15 protein-coding genes and 1 tRNA gene are annotated in these 20,246 nt (G+C 71.0%); 11 read left to right on the top strand and 5 right to left on the bottom strand.

The features are described 5' to 3' along the window. The first annotated feature begins 115 nt into the window (after nt 1-115). The 9 genes from OHA99_RS28045 (at nt 116) to OHA99_RS28005 (ending at nt 10,254) form a co-directional block, all read left to right on the top strand. Nucleotides 116-2,395 (top strand): FdhF/YdeP family oxidoreductase, encoded by a 2,280-nt coding sequence (locus OHA99_RS28045; RefSeq protein WP_366473717.1) that lies wholly within the window; start codon nt 116-118, stop codon nt 2,393-2,395. Nucleotides 2,396-2,496: 101 nt separating this feature from the next. Continuing rightward, nucleotides 2,497-2,985 carry a hotdog fold thioesterase gene (locus OHA99_RS28040; protein WP_366473718.1) on the top strand — a complete coding sequence of 163 codons (489 nt, stop codon included), beginning with the start codon at nt 2,497-2,499 and terminating at the stop codon, nt 2,983-2,985. A gap of 158 nt (nt 2,986-3,143) precedes the next feature. Then, nucleotides 3,144-3,581: a hypothetical protein gene (locus tag OHA99_RS28035; RefSeq protein WP_366473719.1), complete on the top strand. Its 438-nt coding sequence runs from the start codon at nt 3,144-3,146 to the stop codon at nt 3,579-3,581. Next, a complete protein-coding gene (locus tag OHA99_RS28030) occupies nt 3,578-4,174 on the top strand; it encodes a Tat pathway signal sequence domain protein (protein ID WP_366473720.1) in 597 nt (198 codons plus the stop codon). The genes OHA99_RS28035 and OHA99_RS28030 overlap by 4 nt, the downstream gene beginning before the upstream one ends. Nucleotides 4,175-4,461: 287 nt before the next feature. After that, entirely contained in the window at nt 4,462-5,697 is a 1,236-nt protein-coding gene (locus OHA99_RS28025) for a branched-chain amino acid ABC transporter substrate-binding protein (protein WP_366473721.1), read from the top strand. 117 nt (nt 5,698-5,814) lie between these two features. Then, nucleotides 5,815-6,747, top strand: coding sequence for a branched-chain amino acid ABC transporter permease (locus OHA99_RS28020; RefSeq protein WP_153180351.1), 933 nt, complete (start codon nt 5,815-5,817; stop codon nt 6,745-6,747). A 5-nt stretch (nt 6,748-6,752) separates the two neighbouring features. Further along, nucleotides 6,753-8,579 carry an ABC transporter permease subunit gene (locus OHA99_RS28015; protein ID WP_366473722.1) on the top strand — a complete coding sequence of 609 codons (1,827 nt, stop codon included), beginning with the start codon at nt 6,753-6,755 and terminating at the stop codon, nt 8,577-8,579. Nucleotides 8,580-8,584: 5 nt separating this feature from the next. Continuing rightward, nucleotides 8,585-9,541, top strand: coding sequence for an ABC transporter ATP-binding protein (locus OHA99_RS28010; protein ID WP_153180348.1), 957 nt, complete (start codon nt 8,585-8,587; stop codon nt 9,539-9,541). Continuing rightward, complete coding sequence (locus OHA99_RS28005; RefSeq protein WP_153180346.1) at nt 9,538-10,254, top strand: ABC transporter ATP-binding protein; 717 nt, start codon at nt 9,538-9,540, stop codon at nt 10,252-10,254. Before OHA99_RS28010 ends, OHA99_RS28005 begins: the two co-directional genes overlap by 4 nt. Before the next feature lie 79 nt (nt 10,255-10,333). Here the strand turns inward: OHA99_RS28005 and OHA99_RS28000 are convergent, their stop codons facing one another. After that, the gene (locus OHA99_RS28000; RefSeq protein ID WP_153180345.1) at nt 10,334-10,990 is read right to left on the bottom strand and encodes an ANTAR domain-containing response regulator; all 657 of its coding nucleotides are present in this window, start codon (nt 10,988-10,990) and stop codon (nt 10,334-10,336) included. Between the two features lie 101 nt (nt 10,991-11,091). Between OHA99_RS28000 and OHA99_RS27995 the strand changes: the two genes are divergently transcribed. Then, nucleotides 11,092-11,165: transfer RNA gene (locus tag OHA99_RS27995), tRNA-Leu, on the top strand. Nucleotides 11,166-11,212: 47 nt separating this feature from the next. On the opposite strand, the gene pyk is transcribed toward OHA99_RS27995, so the two are convergent. Then, nucleotides 11,213-12,643: a pyruvate kinase gene (pyk, locus tag OHA99_RS27990; RefSeq protein ID WP_153180344.1), complete on the bottom strand. Its 1,431-nt coding sequence runs from the start codon at nt 12,641-12,643 to the stop codon at nt 11,213-11,215. A 227-nt stretch (nt 12,644-12,870) separates the two neighbouring features. Between pyk and OHA99_RS27985 the strand changes: the two genes are divergently transcribed. After that, on the top strand, nt 12,871-14,679 hold the full coding sequence (locus OHA99_RS27985; protein ID WP_366473723.1) for a 5'-nucleotidase C-terminal domain-containing protein: 1,809 nt from the start codon (nt 12,871-12,873) through the stop codon (nt 14,677-14,679). Nucleotides 14,680-14,701: 22 nt separating this feature from the next. Here OHA99_RS27985 and OHA99_RS27980 read toward each other — a convergent pair whose 3' ends face one another. The 3 genes from OHA99_RS27980 to pepN all read right to left on the bottom strand — a co-directional run bounded on the left by OHA99_RS27980 (nt 14,702) and on the right by pepN (nt 20,135). After that, nucleotides 14,702-16,114 carry a lysine N(6)-hydroxylase/L-ornithine N(5)-oxygenase family protein gene (locus OHA99_RS27980; RefSeq protein WP_164385142.1) on the bottom strand — a complete coding sequence of 471 codons (1,413 nt, stop codon included), beginning with the start codon at nt 16,112-16,114 and terminating at the stop codon, nt 14,702-14,704. Further along, complete coding sequence (locus OHA99_RS27975; protein ID WP_153180341.1) at nt 16,111-17,469, bottom strand: aminotransferase class V-fold PLP-dependent enzyme; 1,359 nt, start codon at nt 17,467-17,469, stop codon at nt 16,111-16,113. The genes OHA99_RS27980 and OHA99_RS27975 overlap by 4 nt, the downstream gene beginning before the upstream one ends. A gap of 167 nt (nt 17,470-17,636) precedes the next feature. Then, nucleotides 17,637-20,135, bottom strand: a complete 2,499-nt coding sequence (gene pepN / locus OHA99_RS27970; protein WP_194280121.1) for an aminopeptidase N — start codon at nt 20,133-20,135, stop codon at nt 17,637-17,639. Nucleotides 20,136-20,246 lie beyond the last annotated feature (111 nt).

Below are 20,246 nucleotides of genomic sequence, written 5' to 3'. Positions count from 1 at the left end.
GGGCATGCCCCCGCCCGGCGCCGGCAGACCTGCCCCTCCCCGCACGGCAGCGGTGTCGGCGGCGCGTGCGAGGATCGGAGACGTACTTCACAACGCGTAAGCGAAGGAGCGCGCGATGGCGACCAAGCCGCCCAAGGGTGACCCGGTTCAGGACGCGCCGCGGGTCTCGGAGCCGCAGCACGCGGCGGCGGGCATCCCGGCGATCGGCCACACCCTGCGGATCGCGCAGCGGCAGATGGGCGTGCGGCGGACGGCGCTGACGCTGCTGAGCGTCAACCAGAAGGACGGCTTCGACTGCCCGGGCTGCGCCTGGCCGGAGGGCGACCACCGGCACAAGGCGGAGTTCTGCGAGAACGGCGCGAAGGCGGTGGCCGAGGAGGCCACCCTGCGCCGGGTCACCCCGGAGTTCTTCGCGGCGCACTCCGTGGCCGACCTCGCGACCCGCAGCGGCTACTGGTTGGGCCAGCAGGGCCGGCTGACGCACCCGGTGTACCTGCCGGAAGGCGGCGCGCACTACGAGCCGGTCACCTGGGAGCGCGCCTTCGACATCGTCGCCGAGGAGATCACCGCCCTGGACTCGCCCGACGAGGCGGTCTTCTACACCTCGGGGCGCACCAGCAACGAGGCGGCGTTCCTCTACCAGCTCTTCGCGCGCGAGCTGGGCACCAACAACCTGCCGGACTGCTCCAACATGTGCCACGAGTCGTCCGGCTCGGCCCTGTCCGAGACCATCGGCGTCGGCAAGGGCAGCGTCCTGCTGGAGGACCTCTACAAGTCCGACCTGATCATCGTGGCGGGCCAGAACCCGGGCACCAACCACCCGCGGATGCTCTCGGCCCTGGAGAAGGCCAAGGCGAACGGCGCGCGGATCATCAGCGTCAATCCGCTGCCCGAGGCCGGTCTCGAGCGCTTCAAGAACCCGCAGACTCCCAAGGGGCTCACCGCGGGCGCCTCCCTCACCGACCTGTTCCTGCAGATCCGGCTCGGCGGCGACCAGGCCCTCTTCCGGCTCCTCAACAAGCTGATCCTGGAGACCGAGGGCGCGGTCGACGACGCCTTCGTCGAGGAACACACGCACGGCTACGAGGAGTTCTCCGCGGCCGCCCGCGCCGCCGACTGGGACGACACGCTCGCCGCGACCGGTCTCACGCGCGCGGAGATCGAGGAGGCCCTGCGCATGGTGCTCGCCTCGAAGCGCACCATCGTGTGCTGGGCCATGGGCCTGACCCAGCACAAGCACTCGGTCCCCACCATCCGCGAGGTCGTGAACTTCCTGCTCCTGCGCGGCAACATCGGCCGCCCGGGTGCGGGCGTCTGCCCGGTGCGCGGCCACTCCAACGTGCAGGGCGACCGCACGATGGGCATCTTCGAGCGGCCCGCGCCCGCGTTCCTGGACGCCCTGGAGAAGGAGTTCGGTTTCGCCCCGCCGCGCGAGCACGGCTACGACGTCGTACGGGCGATCCGCGCGCTGCGGGACGGCGAGGCGAAGGTCTTCTTCGCCATGGGCGGCAACTTCGTCTCCGCCTCCCCCGACACGGAGGTCACCGAGGCGGCCATGCGCCGCGCGCGGCTGACGGTGCACGTGTCGACGAAGCTGAACCGCTCGCACGCGGTCACGGGCGCACGGGCGCTGATCCTGCCGACACTGGGCCGCACGGAGCGCGATCTCCAGGGCGGCGGCGAGCAGTTCGTCACCGTCGAGGACTCCATGGGCATGGTGCACGCCTCGCGCGGCCGGCTGGAGCCCGCGAGCCGGCAGCTGCTGTCCGAACCGGCGATCGTGTGCCGCCTGGCCCGCCGGGTGCTGGGCGAGGACAGCCGCACGCCGTGGGAGGAGTTCGAGAAGGACTACGCGACGGTCCGCGACCGCATCGGGCGGGTCGTGCCGGGCTTCGAGGACTTCAACGCGCGCGTGGCGCATCCCGGGGGCTTCGCGCTCCCGCACGCCCCGCGCGACGAGCGCCGCTTCCCGACGGCCACGGGCAAGGCCAACTTCACCGCCGCGCCGGTCGAGTTCCCCGAGCTGCCCGAGGGGCGGCTGCTGCTCCAGACACTGCGCTCGCACGACCAGTACAACACCACGATCTACGGCCTGGACGACCGTTACCGGGGGATCAGGAACGGCCGACGCGTCGTCCTGGTCAATCCGGAGGACGCCCGGAAGCTGGACGTCGCGGACGGTGCGTACGTCGACCTGGTGAGCGAGTGGCGGGACGGGGTGGAGCGGCGGGCGCCCGGTTTCCGCGTCGTGCACTACCCGACGGCCCGGGGCTGTGCGGCGGCGTACTACCCGGAGACCAACGTCCTGGTGCCGCTGGACGCCACCGCGGACACCAGCAACACCCCGGCCAGCAAGTCCGTGGTCGTCCGTCTGGAACAATCGGCGACCGACTGAGCGTTTGCTCAGCGAAGCGAAGCGATGCGAAGCGGCCTGCCGGTCACCGCGACCGGCAGGCCGACGGGCGCACGGACGGATCGACGAAACGGAGCCGGCTCATGGGCGAGCAGCAGCAGGTGCAGTTCCCGCAGGAGGTCATCGACGAGTACGCCGCGCTCGGCGTCGACCTGCCCGCCCTGTTCTCCGCCGGGCACCTGGGGACGCGCATGGGCGTCCAGATCGTGGAGGCCTCGGCCGACCGGGTCGTCGGCACCATGCCGGTGGAGGGCAACACCCAGCCGTACGGGCTGCTGCACGGCGGCGCCTCGGCGGTGCTGGCCGAGACGCTCGGGTCGGTCGGCTCGATGCTGCACGGCGGCGCCTCCAAGATCGCCGTCGGTGTCGACCTGAACTGCACCCACCACCGCGGGGCCCGCTCCGGCCTGGTCACCGGGGTGGCCACGCCGGTGCACCGGGGGCGGTCGACGGCGACGTACGAGGTCGTGATCAGTGACGAGCAGGACCGCCGGGTGTGCACCGCCCGGCTGACCTGCCTGCTGCGGGACGTGAACCCCGGCGACGGGGCCGGGGTGGGCAAGGCGAGCTGAGCCGTACGCCCGCCCCCGGCGGCCCCGTGACGGCCCGTCAGCACCCCCGTGCCGCGAGCCCCCGGCCCACGAGCCCCGGGCCCGCGGCACCCCTGACCGCGGGGCGCACTCCTGACCGCGGCATTGCCCCCGCTCGCCCCGCGCCCTAGCGTCGGGCCATGGGACGGGGAGGGGTGCTCCGGACGGGACTGGCGGCACTGGGGCTGGTGATGGCCGTCGCGGCCGCCGGCTGCGGCGGCCGCGGCGGCTCCGGTGACCGGGTGGGCGCTTCCACTGGTACCGCACACAGCGCGCCCACGTCACCGGCGACGTCCGGGCCCCCGCGCCCCCTCTCCCGCGCGGAATTGTGCGTGGGCGCCGTCGGATACTGGGCGCACGAGATGCTGGACGGCGGCGAACCGTACGGCGACTATCAGTCGATGGGACTGTCCAACCGGCAGTACGACATCCTGCGCCGGGTCGTGGAGGCGGCACGGGCCGCGAAGCGGACTCAAGGCGTCCGGGCTGCCGAGGAGTTGATCGGCCGTCAGGCGCGTGAGGCATGCGCCGAGGGGTACCGCGACGGCGGTCCGAGCCACGGTCCGTGGCGGTCATGAGCGGCGTGGGCCCCGTCGAGCCGGGCGAGGGCACCCTCGTCCGGGAGGCACCCCCGCCCCGGCCGCGCGGACGGCTGGCCCTGCACTACGAGCGCCACCGCCGGACCGCCCTCGCCTCCGCCACCGCCCTCGCCGCCCTGGCGGGCGGCGGCTACCTGTACGCGAGCCGGCCGCAGCCGCGTCCCGCGCCCCCGCCGCCCTACCCGTCCCAGGCGATCGACCTCGTCTACGTGGCTCCGGTGACCGGCCCGCCCGGAGCCGCGGCCGACGGCTTCAGCTTCACGGTGCTGCTGAGCGTGCGGTCGGGTCCGCCCGTCACCGTGACGCGGCTGACCCAGCCCTACGACGGCCTGTCGGCGACCTCCTCCCCCGCGGCACCTTTCCAGACAAAATCGCATTCCGCCCGCAAGATCATTGTCACGCTCCGGGTGACGGAATGTGAAAAAGCGCCCCGGAATCCCGGACTCCCTTTCCTGGATGTAACGCTGCGTAATGCGCGCGCAATAGAGGCACACAGTTTCATCCTGGGGACGCGCTATGCGCGGGACCTCTCCCGGACCCTTGCGGTCGCCTGCGGCAACGTTTCCAGGTAATCACCAAAACGCCCCAGACGCCTGAACACGCACCGTCGGTCCTGCGGGTTCTCAGCATGCGGACAGGGCGAATCGGCCTGAATTCAGCCCTTCTTCCCAGCCAGTACCGCTCTGCAATACCCGGTGTCATAACAAGAGAGTCACAGCCTGAGTCAGACCCTCCTCCACCTTCCCTACACACGCTTAGAGTCACGGCCAGTCACCGCGCCGTCGGATTGTCATTTCGGCCCCGCGCTCGACTCGACCGCCTCCACGGGGAAGCGGCCGTGCCAGTGAAAGGACTGATCGTGCGTCAACGTTCGCTCATCGCCATCACCGCCGCTCTGGCGGCGGGAGCGCTCACCCTCACCGCCTGCGGCTCGCGCGACGACGACGGCGGCTCGGACTCCGGCAACGGCGGCGGTGGCACCACCGTCGTCATCGGTGTCGACGCCCCGCTGACCGGCGACCTGTCCGCGCTCGGCCTCGGCATCAAGAACTCGGCGGACCTCGCGGCCAAGACGGCCAACAAGGAGAAGACCGTCGAGGGCGTCACCTTCAAGGTCGAAGCCCTCGACGACCAGGGCCAGCCCTCCGTCGGCCAGCAGAACGCCACCAAGTTCGTCGCCGACGACAAGGTCCTCGGCGTCGTGGGTCCGCTGAACTCCTCGGTCGGCGAGTCCATGCAGAAGGTCTTCGACACGGCCAAGCTGGTCGAGGTCTCCCCCGCCAACACCAACCCCTCGCTCACCCAGGGTGTGGACTGGCAGACCAAGAAGGTCCGGCCGTACAAGTCGTACTTCCGTACCGCGACCACGGATGCCATCCAGGGTCCGTTCGCCGCGCAGTACGTCTACAACGACTCCAAGAAGCGCAAGGTCTTCGTCATCGACGACAAGAAGACCTACGGCGCCGGCCTCGCCGCCACCTTCACCCAGGAGTTCAAGAAGCTCGGCGGCAAGGTGGTCGGCACCGAGCACATCAACCCGGACACCAAGGACTTCAACGCGGTCGCCACCAAGGTCAAGAACTCCGGCGCCGACGTCGTCTACTACGGCGGCGAGTACCCGCAGGCCGGACCGCTCAGCAAGCAGATCAAGGCCGCCGGCGCCAAGATTCCGCTGGTCGGCGGCGACGGCATCTACAGCGCCGACTTCATCAAGCTCGCCGGTGCCAGCGGCAACGGCGACCTCGCGACCTCCGTCGGCGCCCCGGTGGAGGAACTCCCCTCCGCCAAGGAATTCGTCGCGAACTACAAGGCCCAGGGATACAAGGAGGCCTACGAGGCGTACGGCGGCTACTCCTACGACTCCGCCTGGGCGATCATCGAGGCGGTCAAGAAGGTCGTCGAGGCCAACGACGGGAAGCTTCCCAGCGACGCCCGGGCCAAGGTCGTCGACGCCATGCAGGACGTCTCCTTCGACGGTGTGACCGGCAAGGTCTCCTTCGACGAGTTCGGTGACGCCACCAACAAGCAGCTCACCGTGTACGCCGTCGAGAACGGTGCGTGGGGCTCCGTGAAGTCCGGCACCTTCACCGGCTGACCCAGGACACCCGCACCACAGCCCACGAGCCGCGCGGGGCGCTGTTCCACAGGCGCCCCGCGCGGACTCGCATCCGGCCACATCCGTCGATTATCCGAAAGTCTCGGAGGACATGCGGTGAACGAACTGCCGCAGCAGCTGGTCAACGGCCTGCTACTGGGATCCATGTACGGGCTGATCGCCATCGGCTACACAATGGTCTACGGCATTGTCCAGCTCATCAACTTCGCCCACGGCGAGATCTTCATGACCGGCGCCTTCGGCGCGCTCACGGTCTACATCTACATCCTGCCCGACGGCACCTCCATGCTGATCGCCCTGCCCCTGATGCTCCTCGGTGCCATGGTCGTCTCCGTCGCCGTCGCCGTCGGGGCGGAACGGTTCGCCTACCGTCCGCTGCGCGGCGCACCCCGGCTCGCGCCCCTCATCACCGCCATCGGCCTCTCCCTCGCCCTCCAGCAGGCGGTGTGGGCCTGGTACCCCGAGGCCAAGTCGGCCCGGACCTTCCCGCAGATCGACGGCGGCCCCTTCCACATCGGCAGCGTCACCCTGCAGACCGGCGACATCTTCCTGTTCATCGCCGCCCCGGTGAGCATGGCCATCCTCGGCTTCTTCGTGATGCGCACCCGCACCGGACGGGGCATGCAGGCCACCGCGCAGGACCCGGACACCGCCAAGCTGATGGGCGTCAACACCGACCGCATCATCGTGGTCGCGTTCGCGCTCGGCGCCGTCTTCGCCGCCGTCGGCGCCGTGGCCAACGGCCTCAAGTACGGCCAGATCGACTTCAAGATGGGCTTCATCCTCGGCCTCAAGGCGTTCACCGCGGCCGTCCTCGGCGGCATCGGCAACATCTACGGCGCCATGATCGGCGGCATCACCCTGGGCGTCGCCGAGACCCTGGCCACCGCCTACATCGCCGACATCCCCGGCCTGGACAAGTTCGGCAGCCAGTCCTGGTCCGACGTCTGGGCCTTCATCCTCCTCATCCTCGTGCTGTTGTTCAGGCCACAGGGCCTGCTCGGCGAACGCGTTGCGGACAGGGCGTGACACCGATGACCACACAGACCACCGCGCCGAAGAACACCGGTGCCCCCGCCGCGGGCGACGCCTCCGGCCTCATCGGCATCCCCGCGCACATCGGCCGCGCCCTCGCCACCGGCGGCGGCGTCCTCACCGTCGTCTCCACCTTCCTCGCCTGGACCTGGACCGCGGAGTTCCCCGGCGACCTCACCGTCTACGGCTACCCGGGCGGCCTCCAGGTGCTGGTGCTGGTCGCCGGCGCCCTCACCGCCCTCATCGGCGCCGCGTCGTACGGCGTCAAGGGGCTGCGCTGGCTCGTGCCGGCCGGCGCCGACGCGGCCCTCAGGCTCGCGGCACTCGCCGCCTTCGCCACCGCCTGGTACACGGTCATCGCGATCAGCGCCCAGCTCGGCGGCCTCGTCAACCTGGAGCCCGGCGGCTACATAGCCGCCGCCGTCACCCTGATCGCCCTGCTCGGCTCCCTGGCCCTGCCCGTCGAGCGCCCCGAACCCGACCCGTTCGACCCGGACGACACCGGCTGGGAGCGGTTCAAGCACAACAGCGCGCACAACTGGCAGATCGTCAAGGCGGCCTTCGCCTCCGGCACCCCGCGCCCGGTGCGCGCCCTGCCGTCCTACGCCGAGATCCTGATCATCGTCGCCGTCCTCGCCGCCGGCCTGTTCGTCTTCACCTACGGCATCGGCACCGAGTACGACGAGCTCTTCGTCGGCTTCCTCATCACCGCCGGCTTCGGCTTCGCCGCCCTCAACAAGTCCGGCCTGATCGCCCAGGCCTCCGAGATCACCGCCCGGCACCAGAACATCACCGTCTGCGGCGCCTTCATCGCGGCGGCCTGCTTCCCCTTCACCCAGTCCGACGACCAGTACGCCACCATCGGCGTCTACATCCTCATCTTCGCCACGGTCGCCCTCGGTCTGAACATCGTCGTCGGCCTCGCCGGTCTGCTGGACCTCGGCTACGTCGCGTTCCTCGGTGTCGGCGCCTACGCCGCCTCCATGGTCTCCGGCTCCCCCAGCTCCCCGTTCGACCTGCACCTCCCCTTCTGGGGCGCCGTCCTCGTCGGCGCCGCCGCCTCCCTGGTCTTCGGCGTCCTCATCGGCGCCCCCACCCTGCGGCTGCGCGGCGACTACCTGGCCATCGTGACGCTCGGCTTCGGCGAGATCTTCCGGATCACCGCCAACAACCTGGACGGCACCTCGGGCCCGGACATCACCAACGGCTCCAACGGCATCTCGTCCATCCCCGACCTCAAGGTCCTCGGCTTCGACCTCGGCATCGCGCACGAGTTCGGCGGCTTCACCATCGGCCGGTTCGCGAACTACTTCTTCCTGATGCTCGTCATCACGGCCGTCGTCGTCCTCGTCTTCCGGCGCAGCGGCGACTCCCGCATCGGCCGCGCCTGGGTCGCCATCCGCGAGGACGAGACCGCCGCGCTCGCCATGGGCATCAACGGCTTCCGCGTCAAGCTGATCGCGTTCGCCGTCGGCGCCTCGCTGGCCGGACTCGCCGGCACCGTCCAGGCACACGTGACCTACACCGTCACCCCCGAGCAGTACCTCTTCGCCGGCACCACCCCGCCCAACTCGGCCTTCCTGCTCGCCGCGGTCGTGCTGGGCGGCATGGGCACCATCGCCGGCCCGCTCATCGGCGCCTCGCTGCTCTTCCTCATTCCCAACAAGCTCCAGTTCCTCGACGACTACCAGCTCTTCGCCTTCGGACTCGCGCTGGTCCTGCTGATGCGCTTCCGCCCGGAGGGTCTCATCGCCAACCGGCGCCGGAAGCTGGAGTTCCACGAAGAGGACGAAGCGCCCGCAGTCCTGAGCAAGACAGGGGCCTGACCACCATGACCACCGACACCACCACCAAGGACACCGCACCGGGCGCCCCCGCCCCCGGCACCACCATCCTCGACGCACGCGGTGTCACGATGCGCTTCGGCGGACTGACCGCCGTCAACGGCGTGGACCTCACCGTGAACAGCGGCGAGATCGTCGGCCTGATCGGCCCCAACGGCGCCGGCAAGACGACCTTCTTCAACTGCCTGACCGGCCTCTACATCCCGACCGAGGGCGAGGTCCGCTACAAGGACCGGGTGCTGCCGGCCAAGTCCTTCAAGGTGACCGCCGCGGGCATCGCCCGCACCTTCCAGAACATCCGGCTGTTCGCCAACATGACGGTCCTGGAGAACGTGCTGGTCGGCCGCCACACCCGGACCAAGGAAGGCTTCTGGTCGGCCGTGCTGCGCGGTCCCGGCTTCCACCGGGCGGAGAAGGCGTCCCGGGAACGCGCCCTGGAGCTCCTGGAGTTCGTGGGACTCGCCGCCAAGGCCGACCACCTCGCCCGCAACCTGCCCTACGGCGAGCAGCGCAAGCTGGAGATCGCCCGCGCGCTGGCCAGCGAGCCGGGGCTGCTGCTCCTGGACGAGCCGACGGCCGGCATGAACCCGCAGGAGACGCGGGCCACCGAGGAACTGGTCTTCGCCATCCGCGACAAGGGCATCGCCGTCCTCGTCATCGAGCACGACATGCGGTTCATCTTCAACCTCTGCGACCGCGTCGCCGTGCTCGTCCAGGGCGAGAAGCTCGTCGAGGGCGACAGCGCCACGGTGCAGGGCGACGAGCGCGTCGTCGCCGCCTACCTCGGCGAGCCGCTCGCCGACGACCCCGGCGCCGCGGAAGCCGCCGAGGTGGAGGCCGCGGAGGCCGCCCAGGCACAAGCCGCGGGAGCCACCGGAGCCGCGGAGACCGCCGAGGCCGACACCACCACGGACACCGCGGCCGGCAAGGAGAACGACCGATGACCGCACTGCTCGAGGTCGAGGACCTCCGCGTCGCCTACGGCAAGATCGAGGCCGTCAAGGGCATCTCGTTCAAGGTGGACGCCGGCGAGGTGGTCACCCTGATCGGCACCAACGGCGCGGGCAAGACCACGACCCTGCGCACCCTGTCGGGGCTGCTCAAGCCGGTCGGCGGTCAGATCAGGTTCGGCGGCAAGTCCCTCAAGAAGGTCCCCGCCCACCAGATCGTCTCGCTGGGGCTCGCCCACTCGCCCGAGGGCCGGCACATCTTCCCGCGCATGACGATCGAGGACAACCTGCGCCTCGGCGCCTTCCTGCGCAGCGACCGGGCCGGTATCGACAGGGACATCCAGCACGCCTACGACCTCTTCCCCATCCTCGGGGAACGCCGCAAGCAGGCCGCGGGCACCCTCTCCGGCGGCGAGCAGCAGATGCTCGCCATGGGCCGCGCGCTGATGTCCCAGCCCAAGCTGCTGATGCTCGACGAACCCTCCATGGGCCTCTCGCCGATCATGATGCAGAAGATCATGGCGACCATCGCCGAGCTGAAGTCCCAGGGCACCACGATCCTGCTCGTCGAGCAGAACGCCCAGGCGGCCCTCTCCCTGGCCGACCACGGCCACGTCATGGAGGTCGGCAACATCGTCCTGTCCGGCAGCGGCCGGGACCTGCTTCACGACGAGTCGGTCCGCAAGGCCTACCTCGGCGAGGACTGACACCCCGGCGGACCGTGCACACGGCCGAGGCCCGCGCCCCCCACACCGGGGACGCGGGCCTCACGCGTACGTCAGGGGATCAGCCCTTGGACGCCTTCTTCTCCTCGGCGTCCTGGATGACCGCCTCGGCCACCTGCTGCATCGACATCCGCCGGTCCATCGAGGTCTTCTGGATCCACCGGAAGGCGGCCGGCTCGGTCAGCCCGTACTCCGTCTGGAGCACCGACTTGGCGCGGTCCACCAGCTTGCGGGTCTCCAGGCGCAGGCTGAGGTCGGCGACCTCCTTCTCCAGCGCCTTCAGCTCCGTGAACCGCGAGACGGCCATCTCGATCGCCGGCACGACGTCGCTCTTGCTGAACGGCTTCACGAGGTACGCCATGGCCCCGGCGTCCCGGGCCCGCTCCACCAGGTCGCGCTGCGAGAAGGCGGTCAGCATCAGGACCGGCGCGATGGACTCCTCGGCGATCTTCTCGGCCGCGGAGATGCCGTCCAGCTTGGGCATCTTCACGTCCAGGATCACCAGGTCGGGCTTGTGCTCCCGGGCCAGCTCGACGGCCTGCTCACCGTCACCCGCCTCACCGACGACGGAGTACCCCTCCTCCTCCAGCATCTCTTTGAGGTCCAGCCGGATGAGCGCCTCGTCCTCGGCGATGACGACACGGGTCGTCAGCGGAGGAACGTGCGACTGGTCGTCGTCGGTCACGTCGGCGGGCTGGGGCGGCTCGGGGGCGGTCACGTGAGCTCCTCGTTCGGGGCAGGGGTACTGCTGACAAGAGCCTACCTAGCTCCTGTATGTTTGAGTCACCGAGGGGCTACACTGACCTTCGGTTCGAAGAGGCTCCGGTAGTCCAATCGGCAGAGACGATGCCCTCAAAAGGCATTCAGTGTGGGTTCGAGTCCCACCCGGGGCACTTTACCTTCGTTTCGAAGGCCCCTCAGGCGCAGCGGTGACACCCGTTCAGCTGTCGTCCTCCCCGATGTGGTGCACCCGCACCAGGTTCGTCGTGCCCGACACCCCCGGCGGTGAGCCGGCCGTGATGACCACGACGTCGCCCTTCTCGCAGCGCCCGTAGCGGGTCAGCAGCTCGTCCACCTGGTCGACCATCGCGTCGGTGGAGTCCACGTGCGGGCCGAGGAAGGTCTCCACGCCCCAGGTCAGGCTCAGCTGGGAGCGGGTCGCCGGTTCCGGGGTGAAGGCGAGCAGCGGAATGGGCGAGCGGTAGCGGGACAGGCGGCGGACGGTGTCGCCGGACTGGGTGAAGGCGACCAGGAACTTGGCGCCGAGGAAGTCGCCCATCTCGGCGGCGGCGCGGGCGACGGCGCCGCCCTGGGTGCGGGGCTTGTTGCGTTCGGTCAGCGGGGGGAGCCCCTTGGCGAGGATGTCCTCCTCGGCGGCTTCGACGATGCGGGCCATCGTGCGCACCGTGTCGGTCGCGTGCTTGCCGACGCTGGTCTCGCCGGAGAGCATCACCGCGTCGGTGCCGTCGATGACGGCGTTGGCGACGTCGGAGGCCTCCGCGCGGGTCGGGCGGGCGTTGTCGATCATCGAGTCGAGCATCTGGGTGGCGACGATGACCGGCTTGGCGTTGCGCTTGGCGAGCTTGACGGCGCGCTTCTGGACGATCGGCACCTGCTCCAGGGGCATCTCGACGCCGAGGTCGCCCCGGGCGACCATGATGCCGTCGAAGGCGGCGACGATGTCCTCGATGTTCTCGACGGCCTGCGGCTTCTCGACCTTGGCGATGACGGGCAGGCGGCGGCCCTCCTCGTCCATGATGCGGTGGACGTCGAGGACGTCGCGTCCGCTGCGGACGAAGGAGAGGGCGACGACGTCGAAGCCGCTGCGCAGCGCCCAGCGCAGGTCGTCCTCGTCCTTCTTCGAGAGGGCGGGCACGGACACCGCGACGCCGGGCAGGTTGAGGCCCTTGTGGTCGGAGACCATGCCGCCCTCGATCACCTTCGTGCGCACGCGGGGCCCGTCCACGCCGGTCACCTCGAGGCAGACCCTGCCGTCGTCGACGAGGACGCGTTCGCCGGGGGTGACGTCCTCGGCGAGGCCGGCGTAAGTGGTGCCGCAGATGTGGCGGTCGCCCTCGACGCCTTCTTCGACGGTGATGGTGAAGGTGTCGCCGCGTTCGAGGAGTACGGGCCCTTCACCGAAATGGCCGAGGCGGATCTTCGGACCCTGAAGGTCGGCGAGGGCGCCGACGCTGCGTCCGGTCTCGTCGGACGCCTTGCGGACCCGGTGGTAGCGCTCTTCGTGTTCGGCATGGGTGCCGTGGCTGAAGTTGAAGCGGGCGATGTCCATTCCGGCGTCGACCAGGTCCTTGATCTGGTCGTACGAGTCGGTGGCGGGACCAAGGGTGCAGACGATCTTTGCTCGGCGCATGGTTCGAGCCTATGACTTACTGCCGGGTAGCGAATTGGCCACGCATGACCACTCAACAACCTTTGAGTAAAGGGATATTGACAAGTGTTGAATTGTGCGGCGGGGCGCTCTGATGAGCATTCAGGTGGGGCCGCACCTCTTGACAAGGGACATGTTCAGGACAGAATCTACGCGCGTCGCCACTGCGCGTCGCCACTGTCTGCACGGGTCCCCGAGGAGAGTCAGTCATGCCGTTGAACCGCCGCACGTTCCTGAGCAGGTCCGCCGTGACGGGGGCGGGTGTCGCGCTGGCCGGCGCGGCGGCGGCTCCGGCGGCCGAGGCGGCGGCCCCCGCGCACCGGGGGCGCAGGAAGCCCAAGCGGTTCGCGCTGACCGTGCTCGGCACCACCGACCTGCACGGGCACGTCTTCAACTGGGACTACTTCAAGGACGCCGAGTACCAGGACGCGGCGGGCAACGCCCAGGGCCTCGGCCGGATCTCCACCCTGGTGAACCGGGTCCGCGAGGAGAAGGGCCGCCACCACACCCTGCTGGTGGACGCGGGCGACACCATCCAGGGCACCCCGCTGACGTACTACTACGCCAAGGTCGACCCGATCACGGCCGAGGGCGGTCCGGTGCACCCGATGGCGCAGGCGATGAACGCCATCGGCTACGACGCGGTGGCGCTCGGCAACCACGAGTTCAACTACGGCATCGAGACGCTGCGCCGGTTCGAGGAGCAGTGCGACTTCCCGCTGCTCGGAGCGAACGCGGTGGACGCGAAGACGCTGAAGCCCGCCTTCCCGCCGTACTTCATGAAGACCTTCCGGGTGAAGGGCGCGCCGCCGGTGAAGGTGGCGGTGCTGGGGCTGACCAACCCGGGCGTCGCGATCTGGGACAAGGCGTACGTGCAGGGGAAGCTGGCCTTCCCGGGGCTCGAGGAGCAGGCGGCCAAGTGGGTGCCGAAGCTGCGTTCGATGGGCGCGGACGTGGTGGTCGTGTCGGCCCACTCCGGTTCGTCGGGCACGTCCTCCTACGGTGACCAGGTCCCGTACGTCGAGAACGCGGCGGCCAACGTGGCCCGGCAGGTGCCGGGCATCGACGCGATCCTGGTCGGGCACGCGCACGAGGAGATCGCCGAGCTGAAGGTCGTCAACGAGGAGACGGGGAGGACCGTCGTCCTGTCGGAGCCGCTGTGCTACGCCGAGCGGCTCACCCTGTTCGACTTCGAGCTGTTCTTCGAGCGGGGCCGCTGGCACGTCGAGTCGGTGAAGGCGTCGCTGCGCAACTCCAACGAGGTCGACGACGACCCGAGGATCACCAAGCTGCTGGCGGACGAGCACGCGAAGGTCGTGGCGTACGTCAACCAGGTCGTCGGCACGGCGACCGAGACGCTGACGACGGTCGAGGCGCGGTACAAGGACGCTCCGATCATCGACCTGATCACCAAGGTGCAGGAGGACGTGGTCAAGGAGGCGCTGGCGGGCACGGAGTACGCGTCCCTGCCGGTGCTGGCCCAGGCCTCGCCGTTCTCGCGGACCTCCGAGATCCCGGCGGGCGACGTGACGATCCGGGACCTGTCGAGCCTGTACGTCTACGACAACACGCTGGTCGCGAAGCTGCTGACGGGCTCCCAGGTGCGGGCGTACCTGGAGTACTCGGCGGAGTACTACGTGCGAACGGCGGCGGGTGCGCCGGTGGACGTGGACAAGCTGACCAACGCGAACGGCCGCCCGGACTACAACTACGACTACGTGTCGGGCCTGAAGTACGAGATCGACGTGGCGCAGCCGGCCGGTTCACGGATCCGGAACCTCACGTACGGCGGCGCTCCGCTGGACGACGCCCAGCAGTTCGTGCTGGCGGTGAACAACTACCGGGCCAACGGCGGCGGCGCCTTCCCGCACGTGGCGTCGGCCAGGGAGCTGTGGTCGGAGTCGACGGAGATCCGCACCCGGATCGCGGAGTGGGCGACCGGTAAGGGTGTGCTGGACCCGAAGGACTTCGCGTCCGTGGACTGGTCGCTGACGCGGGACGGCGAGCCCGTCTTCTGAGCCGGGACGGTGCGGGGCGGCCTCAGATTCCGTCCACCAGGGGGGTGAGTGCCCGGTGGTTGCGCGCGGACGGGATCTGGGGCAGGCCGTCTTCCAGGCCGAAGGTGGTGAAGGCGGTGCGGCCGGGCAGCGGGTAGGGCTCGTGCCCGGTGAGGTCGTTGAGGATGGTCGCGCTGCGCCAGGCGGCGAGGCCCAGGTCGGGTGTGCCGACCCCGTGGGTGTGCGTCTCGGCGTTCTGGACGTAGACGGAACCGGTGACGGAGGGGTCGAGGAGGAGGCGGTGGCGGTCGTCGACGCGGGGGCGTTCCCTGCTGTCGCGCCGCATGTAGGGGTCGAGGCCGGCGAGGAGGCGGCCGAGGGGGCGTTCGCGGTGGCCGGTGGCGAGGACGACGGCGTCGGTGGTGAGGCGGGAGCGGGTCTTCTGCTGTTCGTGTTCGAGGTGGAGTTCGACCTGGGTGGCGCCGATGCGGCCGGCGGTGCGGACGTGGACGCCGGGGGTGAGGGTGGTGTCGGGCCAGCCGCCGTCGAGGGTGCGGCGGTACAGCTCGTCGTGGATGGCGGCGGTGGTGTCGGCGTCGATGCCCTTGTGCAGCTGCCACTGGGCGGCGACGAGGCGGTCGCGGACCGGTTCGGCCAGGCCGTGGAAGTAGCGGGTGTAGTCGGGGGTGAAGTGTTCCAGGCCGAGCTTGGAGTACTCCATGGGGGCGAGCGCCTCGGTGCGGCCCAGCCAGTGCAGCCGCTCACGGCCGGCGGGGCGCCGGCGGAGCAGGTCGAGGAAGACCTCGGCGCCGGACTGGCCGGTGCCGACGACGGTGACGTGTCCGGCGGCCAGCAGCGTGTCGCGGTGGCGGAGGTAGTCGGCGGCGTGGACGACGGGGACGGCGGGGTCCTCGACGAGGGGTCTGAGCGGGTCGGGCACATGGGGTTCGGTACCGACGCCGAGGGCGACGTTGCGGGTGTACGTGCGGCCGAGCGCCTCCGCCTCTCCGTCGGAGTCGAGCTGGGTGTAGTCGACCTCGAAGAGGTCGCGTTCGGGGTTCCAGCGGACGGCGTCGACCTGGTGGTGGAAGCAGAGGGCGGGCAGGCGCTCGGCGACCCAGCGGCAGTAGGCGTCGTACTCGGCGCGCTCGATGTGGAAGCGCTCGGCGAAGTAGAAGGGGAAGAGGCGTTCTCTGGCCCTGAGGTGGTTGAGGAAGGTCCAGGGGCTGGCCGGGTCGACGAGGGTGACGAGGTCGGCGAGGAAGGGCACTTGGACGCGTGCGCCGTCGATCAGCAGGCCGGGGTGCCAGCGGAACTCGGGGCGCTGTTCGTAGAAGACGGTGTCGAGGCCGGTGAGGGGGTCGGCGAGGGCCGCGAGGGAGAGGTTGAAGGGGCCGATGCCGATGCCGACGAGGTCGCGCGGGGCGTCGGGGCCGGGGGGCGGGGTGGCGTTCATCGGGGGGTGTGTCCTTCCACGAGGGTCAGGAGGGCGGCGAGGTCCTCCGCTCGGGCGTGCGGGTTGAGGAGGGTCGCCTTGAGCCAGAGCCGGCCGTCGGCGCGGGCCCGGCCGAGGACGGCGCGGCCGGTGCCGAGCAGCGTGCGGCGTACGGCGGCGACGGCGTCGTCGGGGGCACCGGCGGGCCGGAACAGGACCGTGCTGATGGTGGGCGGCGCGTGCAGTTCGAACCCGGGGTGTGCCTCGACCAGCCCGGCGAACTCCCCGGCGAGGGAGCAGACCGCGTCGACGAGCGAGCCCAGTCCGGTGCGGCCCAGCGTCTTGAGGGTGACGGCGGCCTTGAGGACGTCGGGGCGGCGGCTGGTGCGCGGGGACCGCCCGAGGAGGTCGGGGAAGCCTGCGTCGGTGTCGTCGTCGGCGTTGAGGTAGTCGGCGCGGTGGCGGAGGGCGGCGAGGTCGTCGGTGTCGGTGACGGTGAGGAGCCCGGCGGGGATCGGCTGCCAGCCGAGCTTGTGCAGGTCCAGGGCGACGGTGTCGGCGGCCTCGATGCCCGCGAGCCGTGCGCGGTGCCGGTCGCTGAAGAGGAGGCCCGCGCCGTAGGCGGCGTCGACGTGCAGGCGGGCGCCGTGGGCGGTGCAGCGGGCGGCGATCTCGGGCAGCGGGTCGATGAGCCCGGCGTCGGTGGTGCCGGCGGTGGCGGCGACGAGGTGGGGGCCGGGGATCCGGGTGAGCGCCTCGTCGAGGGCGGCGGGGTCGAGGGTGCCGGCGGGGGCGGGGACGACGACGGGTTCGGGCAGGCCGAGGAGCCGGGTGGCGCGGGGCAGGGAGTGGTGGGCGTTCTCCCCGTGGACCACTCGCAGGCCGGCGCCGTGCTTCTCGCGGGCGAGCAGGACGGCGAGTTGGTTGGACTCGGTGCCGCCGGTGGTGACGAGGGCGTCGGCGGCGCCGGCCTCGCGGGCGAGGGCGCGGGTGACGAGGGTTTCCAGGGCGGAGGCGGCGGGTGCCTGGTCCCAGGAGTCGAGGGAGGGGTTGAGGACGCTCGCGGCGAGGTCGGCGGCGGCCGCGACGGCCAGCGGCGGGGCGTGCAGATGGGCGGCGCACAGGGGGTGGGCGGGGTCGGCGGCGCCTTCGGCGAGGGCGGTGACCAGGACGCGGAGCGCGTCGGGGTCGCCCCGGTCGGGCAGGATGTCGCCGGCCGCGTCCGCCACCCGGGCGGCGACGGAGTCGGGGCCGCCCGGGGGCAGCGGGCCGCCACGGGCGGCGGTGCCGGTGCGCAGGGCGTCGAGCACGGTGTCGAGCAGGGGCCGCAGGGCGTCGGTGCCGTGCGGGCCCGAGGCTAGGGGCGGCATGCCCATGAGCCGTCCTTGGGGCACGGGGACTGGGGTTCCAGCTTGTACGCACGGATGCGCTTACGCCGGACAGCTCAGTGATCGCAACCCGAAAGGGGTATCCCGGCGGCCCGCGCCCCGGGTGTCGCGGCCGGTTCTCCCCGCCCCGCAGGGGGAACCGGCCGCGTCCGGTCTCAGGCGGCGTGTGCCTCCCGTACCCGCAGTGCGCGGGCCAGGTCGTCGAGCTGGTCGGTGAGCTTGCGGCGCAGGGCGGGAATCGGGTCGGCGGCGGCGAGGCACTCCCGGCCGAGGCGGAGGGTGTCGGCGTCGACGGCGTGGGCGGGGAAGGCCCAGCGGCCGGCGGCGTCGGCGATGGCGGGGCCGCGGCGGGCGGCGAGGGCGACGGCCTCGGTGTAGTAGCGCGGCACGTAGTCGCGTACCAGGTCGGCCTGTTCGGGCTGCCAGAAGCCCTGGGCGGTGGCGGTGAACAGGTAGTTGGAGAGGTCGTCGGAGGCGAACATGGCGTCCCAGGCACGGGCCTTGGCGTCGGCGTCGGGCAGCGCGGCGCGGCAGCGGGCGGCGCCCTCCTGGCCGGTGGCGCTCGGGTCGCTCGCCAGTTCGGCGGCGATGGCGGCCTCGTCGGTGGCGCCGAGGACGGCGAGCCGGGTGAGGATGCGCCAGCGCAGCTCGGGGTCGAGTTCCGGGCCGCCGGGCACGGTGCCGTCGGCGAGCCAGGCCGCGATGGTGTCGGGGTGGGCGGCGGTGGAGATGCGGTGGCGTACGGCGATCAGGCGCAGGCCGGGGTGGTCGCCGTCCTCGGTGCGGCGGATGAGGTCGCGGCACAGCTCCGAGAGGGTGTTGAGGGCGGCGGGCCGCTGCTCGGGGGTGACGTAGCGGTCGGCGACCTGGCCGGCGGCGAAGGCGAGGACGCCGTCGACGAGGGCGAGGTCGGTCTCGTGCGGGAGGTGGGTGCGGGCGATGCCGAGGTAGGCGGCGGCGGGGAGTTCGCCGTCGCGGACGGCGTCCCTCAGGGCGTTCCAGACGACGGCCCGGGTGAGCGGGTCGGGCAGGCCGGACAGGCTGTCGCTCAGGGTGCGGAAGGAGTCGGCGTCGAAGCGGATCTTGGCGTAGCTCAGGTCGCCGTCGTTGAGGACGACCAGGGCGGGGAGCTTGCCGATGGGCCGGGGTTCGGCCTGCGGGACGTCGAGGTCGAGCCGTTCGCGCGGGGTGAGGCGGCCCTCCTCGCCGGGGTCCTGGTCGTAGAGGCCGACGGCGATGCGGTGGGGGCGCTCGCCGGTGCGGTGGACGGTGAGGGCGCGGCTGCCGTTGTCGCCGGTGATGCTCGGGGTGAGGGTGTCGACGCCGGTGGTGCGCAGCCAGGCGTCGGCCCAGGCGTGGACGTCGCGGTCGGTGGCGGCGGCGAGGGAGTCGATGAAGTCGGCGAGGGAGGCGTTGGCGAACTTGTGCCGGTCGAAGTGGATGTTGATGCCGGCCAGGAAGTCCTTCTCGCCGAGCCAGGCGACGAGCTGGCGCAGGGCGGAGGCGCCCTTGGCGTAGGAGATGCCGTCGAAGTTGAGGAGGGCGGAGGCGGTGTCCCGGACGTCCTCGGGGGCGACGGGGTGGGTGGAGGGGCGCTGGTCGGCGTCGTAGCCCCAGGCCTTGCGGGTGACGCCGAAGTCGGTCCAGGTGTCGGTGAAGCGGGTCGCCTCGGCGGTGGTCTGGTAGCCCATGTACTCGGCGAAGGACTCGTTCAGCCAGATGTCGTCCCACCAGCGCAGGGTGACGAGGTCGCCGAACCACATGTGGGCCATCTCGTGCGCGATGACCATGGCGCGGGTCTGGCGCTGGGTGTCGGTGACGGCGGAGCGGAAGACGAACTCGTCGCGGAAGGTGACCAGGCCGGGGTTCTCCATCGCGCCGGCGTTGAACTCGGGGACGAACGCCTGGTCGTAGGAGTCGAAGGGGTAGGGCTCGGTGAACTTCTCGTGGTAGCGGTCGAAGCAGGCCCGGGTGACGTCGAGGAGTTCGTCGGCGTCGGCGTCCAGGTGCGGGGCGAGCGAGCGGCGGCAGTGGAGGCCGAAGGGCAGGCCGCGGTGCTCGGTGCGCACGGAGTGCCAGGGGCCGGCGGCGACGGCGACGAGGTAGGTGGAGATCAGCGGGGTGGTGGCGGCCTTCCAGCGGCCGTCGCCGGTGTGCTCGGTGACGCCGTTGGCGAGGACGGTCCAGCCCTCGGGGGCGGTCACGGTGAGGTCGAAGACGGCCTTGAGGTCGGGCTGGTCGAAGGCGGCGTAGACGCGCTGGACGTCGTCCAGGAAGAGCTGGGTGTAGACGTAGGTCTCGCCGTCGGAGGGGTCGGTGAAGCGGTGCATGCCCTCGCCGGTGCGGGAGTAGCGCATGGCGGCGTCGACGCGCAGCTCGTGCTCGCCGGGGGCGAGGTTCTTCAGGGCCAGCCGGTTCTCGTCGAGCGCGGCCGGGTCCAGGGGGTGTCCGTCCAGGGTGACGGTGCGCAGTTCGGCGGGCTTGACCTCGACGAAGGTGTCCGTGCTGTCCGTGTCGCCGCGGACGGTGAACCGGATGACGGTACGGGAGTCGAAGGTCTCGTCCCCACGCGTCAGATCGAGGTCGATCGCGTAGTGGTGGACGTCGAGGAGCCGGGAACGGGTCTGCGCTTCGTCGCGCGTCAGTACGGACATGCACGACATGCTGCCTGATGCGGTGGGCAGGGCACAGAGGCGGTTCGGTACGTACGGTATGTCCGGGCCGCCGCGCCGCCCGCGCGTCTGCGCCGCGCTCCCCCGGCGCGC

Origin of the sequence: Streptomyces coelicoflavus (assembly GCF_045041415.1) — a bacterium.
GTDB classification, from domain to species: domain Bacteria; phylum Actinomycetota; class Actinomycetes; order Streptomycetales; family Streptomycetaceae; genus Streptomyces; species Streptomyces coelicoflavus.
This window is presented reverse-complemented; position numbering and strand designations above follow the sequence as displayed.

Bases quoted from the DNA above. Each gene is read 5' to 3' on its own strand.
- OHA99_RS28045 (WP_366473717.1), top strand. From the start codon at position 116: ATGGCGACCAAGCCGCCCAAGGGTGACCCGGTTCAGGACGCGCCGCGG.
- OHA99_RS28040 (WP_366473718.1), top strand. From the start codon at position 2,497: ATGGGCGAGCAGCAGCAGGTGCAGTTCCCGCAGGAGGTCATCGACGAG.
- OHA99_RS28035 (WP_366473719.1), top strand. From the start codon at position 3,144: ATGGGACGGGGAGGGGTGCTCCGGACGGGACTGGCGGCACTGGGGCTG.
- OHA99_RS28030 (WP_366473720.1), top strand. From the start codon at position 3,578: ATGAGCGGCGTGGGCCCCGTCGAGCCGGGCGAGGGCACCCTCGTCCGG.
- OHA99_RS28015 (WP_366473722.1), top strand. From the start codon at position 6,753: ATGACCACACAGACCACCGCGCCGAAGAACACCGGTGCCCCCGCCGCG.
- OHA99_RS28010 (WP_153180348.1), top strand. From the start codon at position 8,585: ATGACCACCGACACCACCACCAAGGACACCGCACCGGGCGCCCCCGCC.
- OHA99_RS28005 (WP_153180346.1), top strand. From the start codon at position 9,538: ATGACCGCACTGCTCGAGGTCGAGGACCTCCGCGTCGCCTACGGCAAG.
- pyk (WP_153180344.1), bottom strand. From the start codon at position 12,643: ATGCGCCGAGCAAAGATCGTCTGCACCCTTGGTCCCGCCACCGACTCG.
- OHA99_RS27985 (WP_366473723.1), top strand. From the start codon at position 12,871: ATGCCGTTGAACCGCCGCACGTTCCTGAGCAGGTCCGCCGTGACGGGG.
- OHA99_RS27980 (WP_164385142.1), bottom strand. From the start codon at position 16,114: ATGAACGCCACCCCGCCCCCCGGCCCCGACGCCCCGCGCGACCTCGTC.
- OHA99_RS27975 (WP_153180341.1), bottom strand. From the start codon at position 17,469: ATGGGCATGCCGCCCCTAGCCTCGGGCCCGCACGGCACCGACGCCCTG.
- pepN (WP_194280121.1), bottom strand. From the start codon at position 20,135: ATGTCCGTACTGACGCGCGACGAAGCGCAGACCCGTTCCCGGCTCCTC.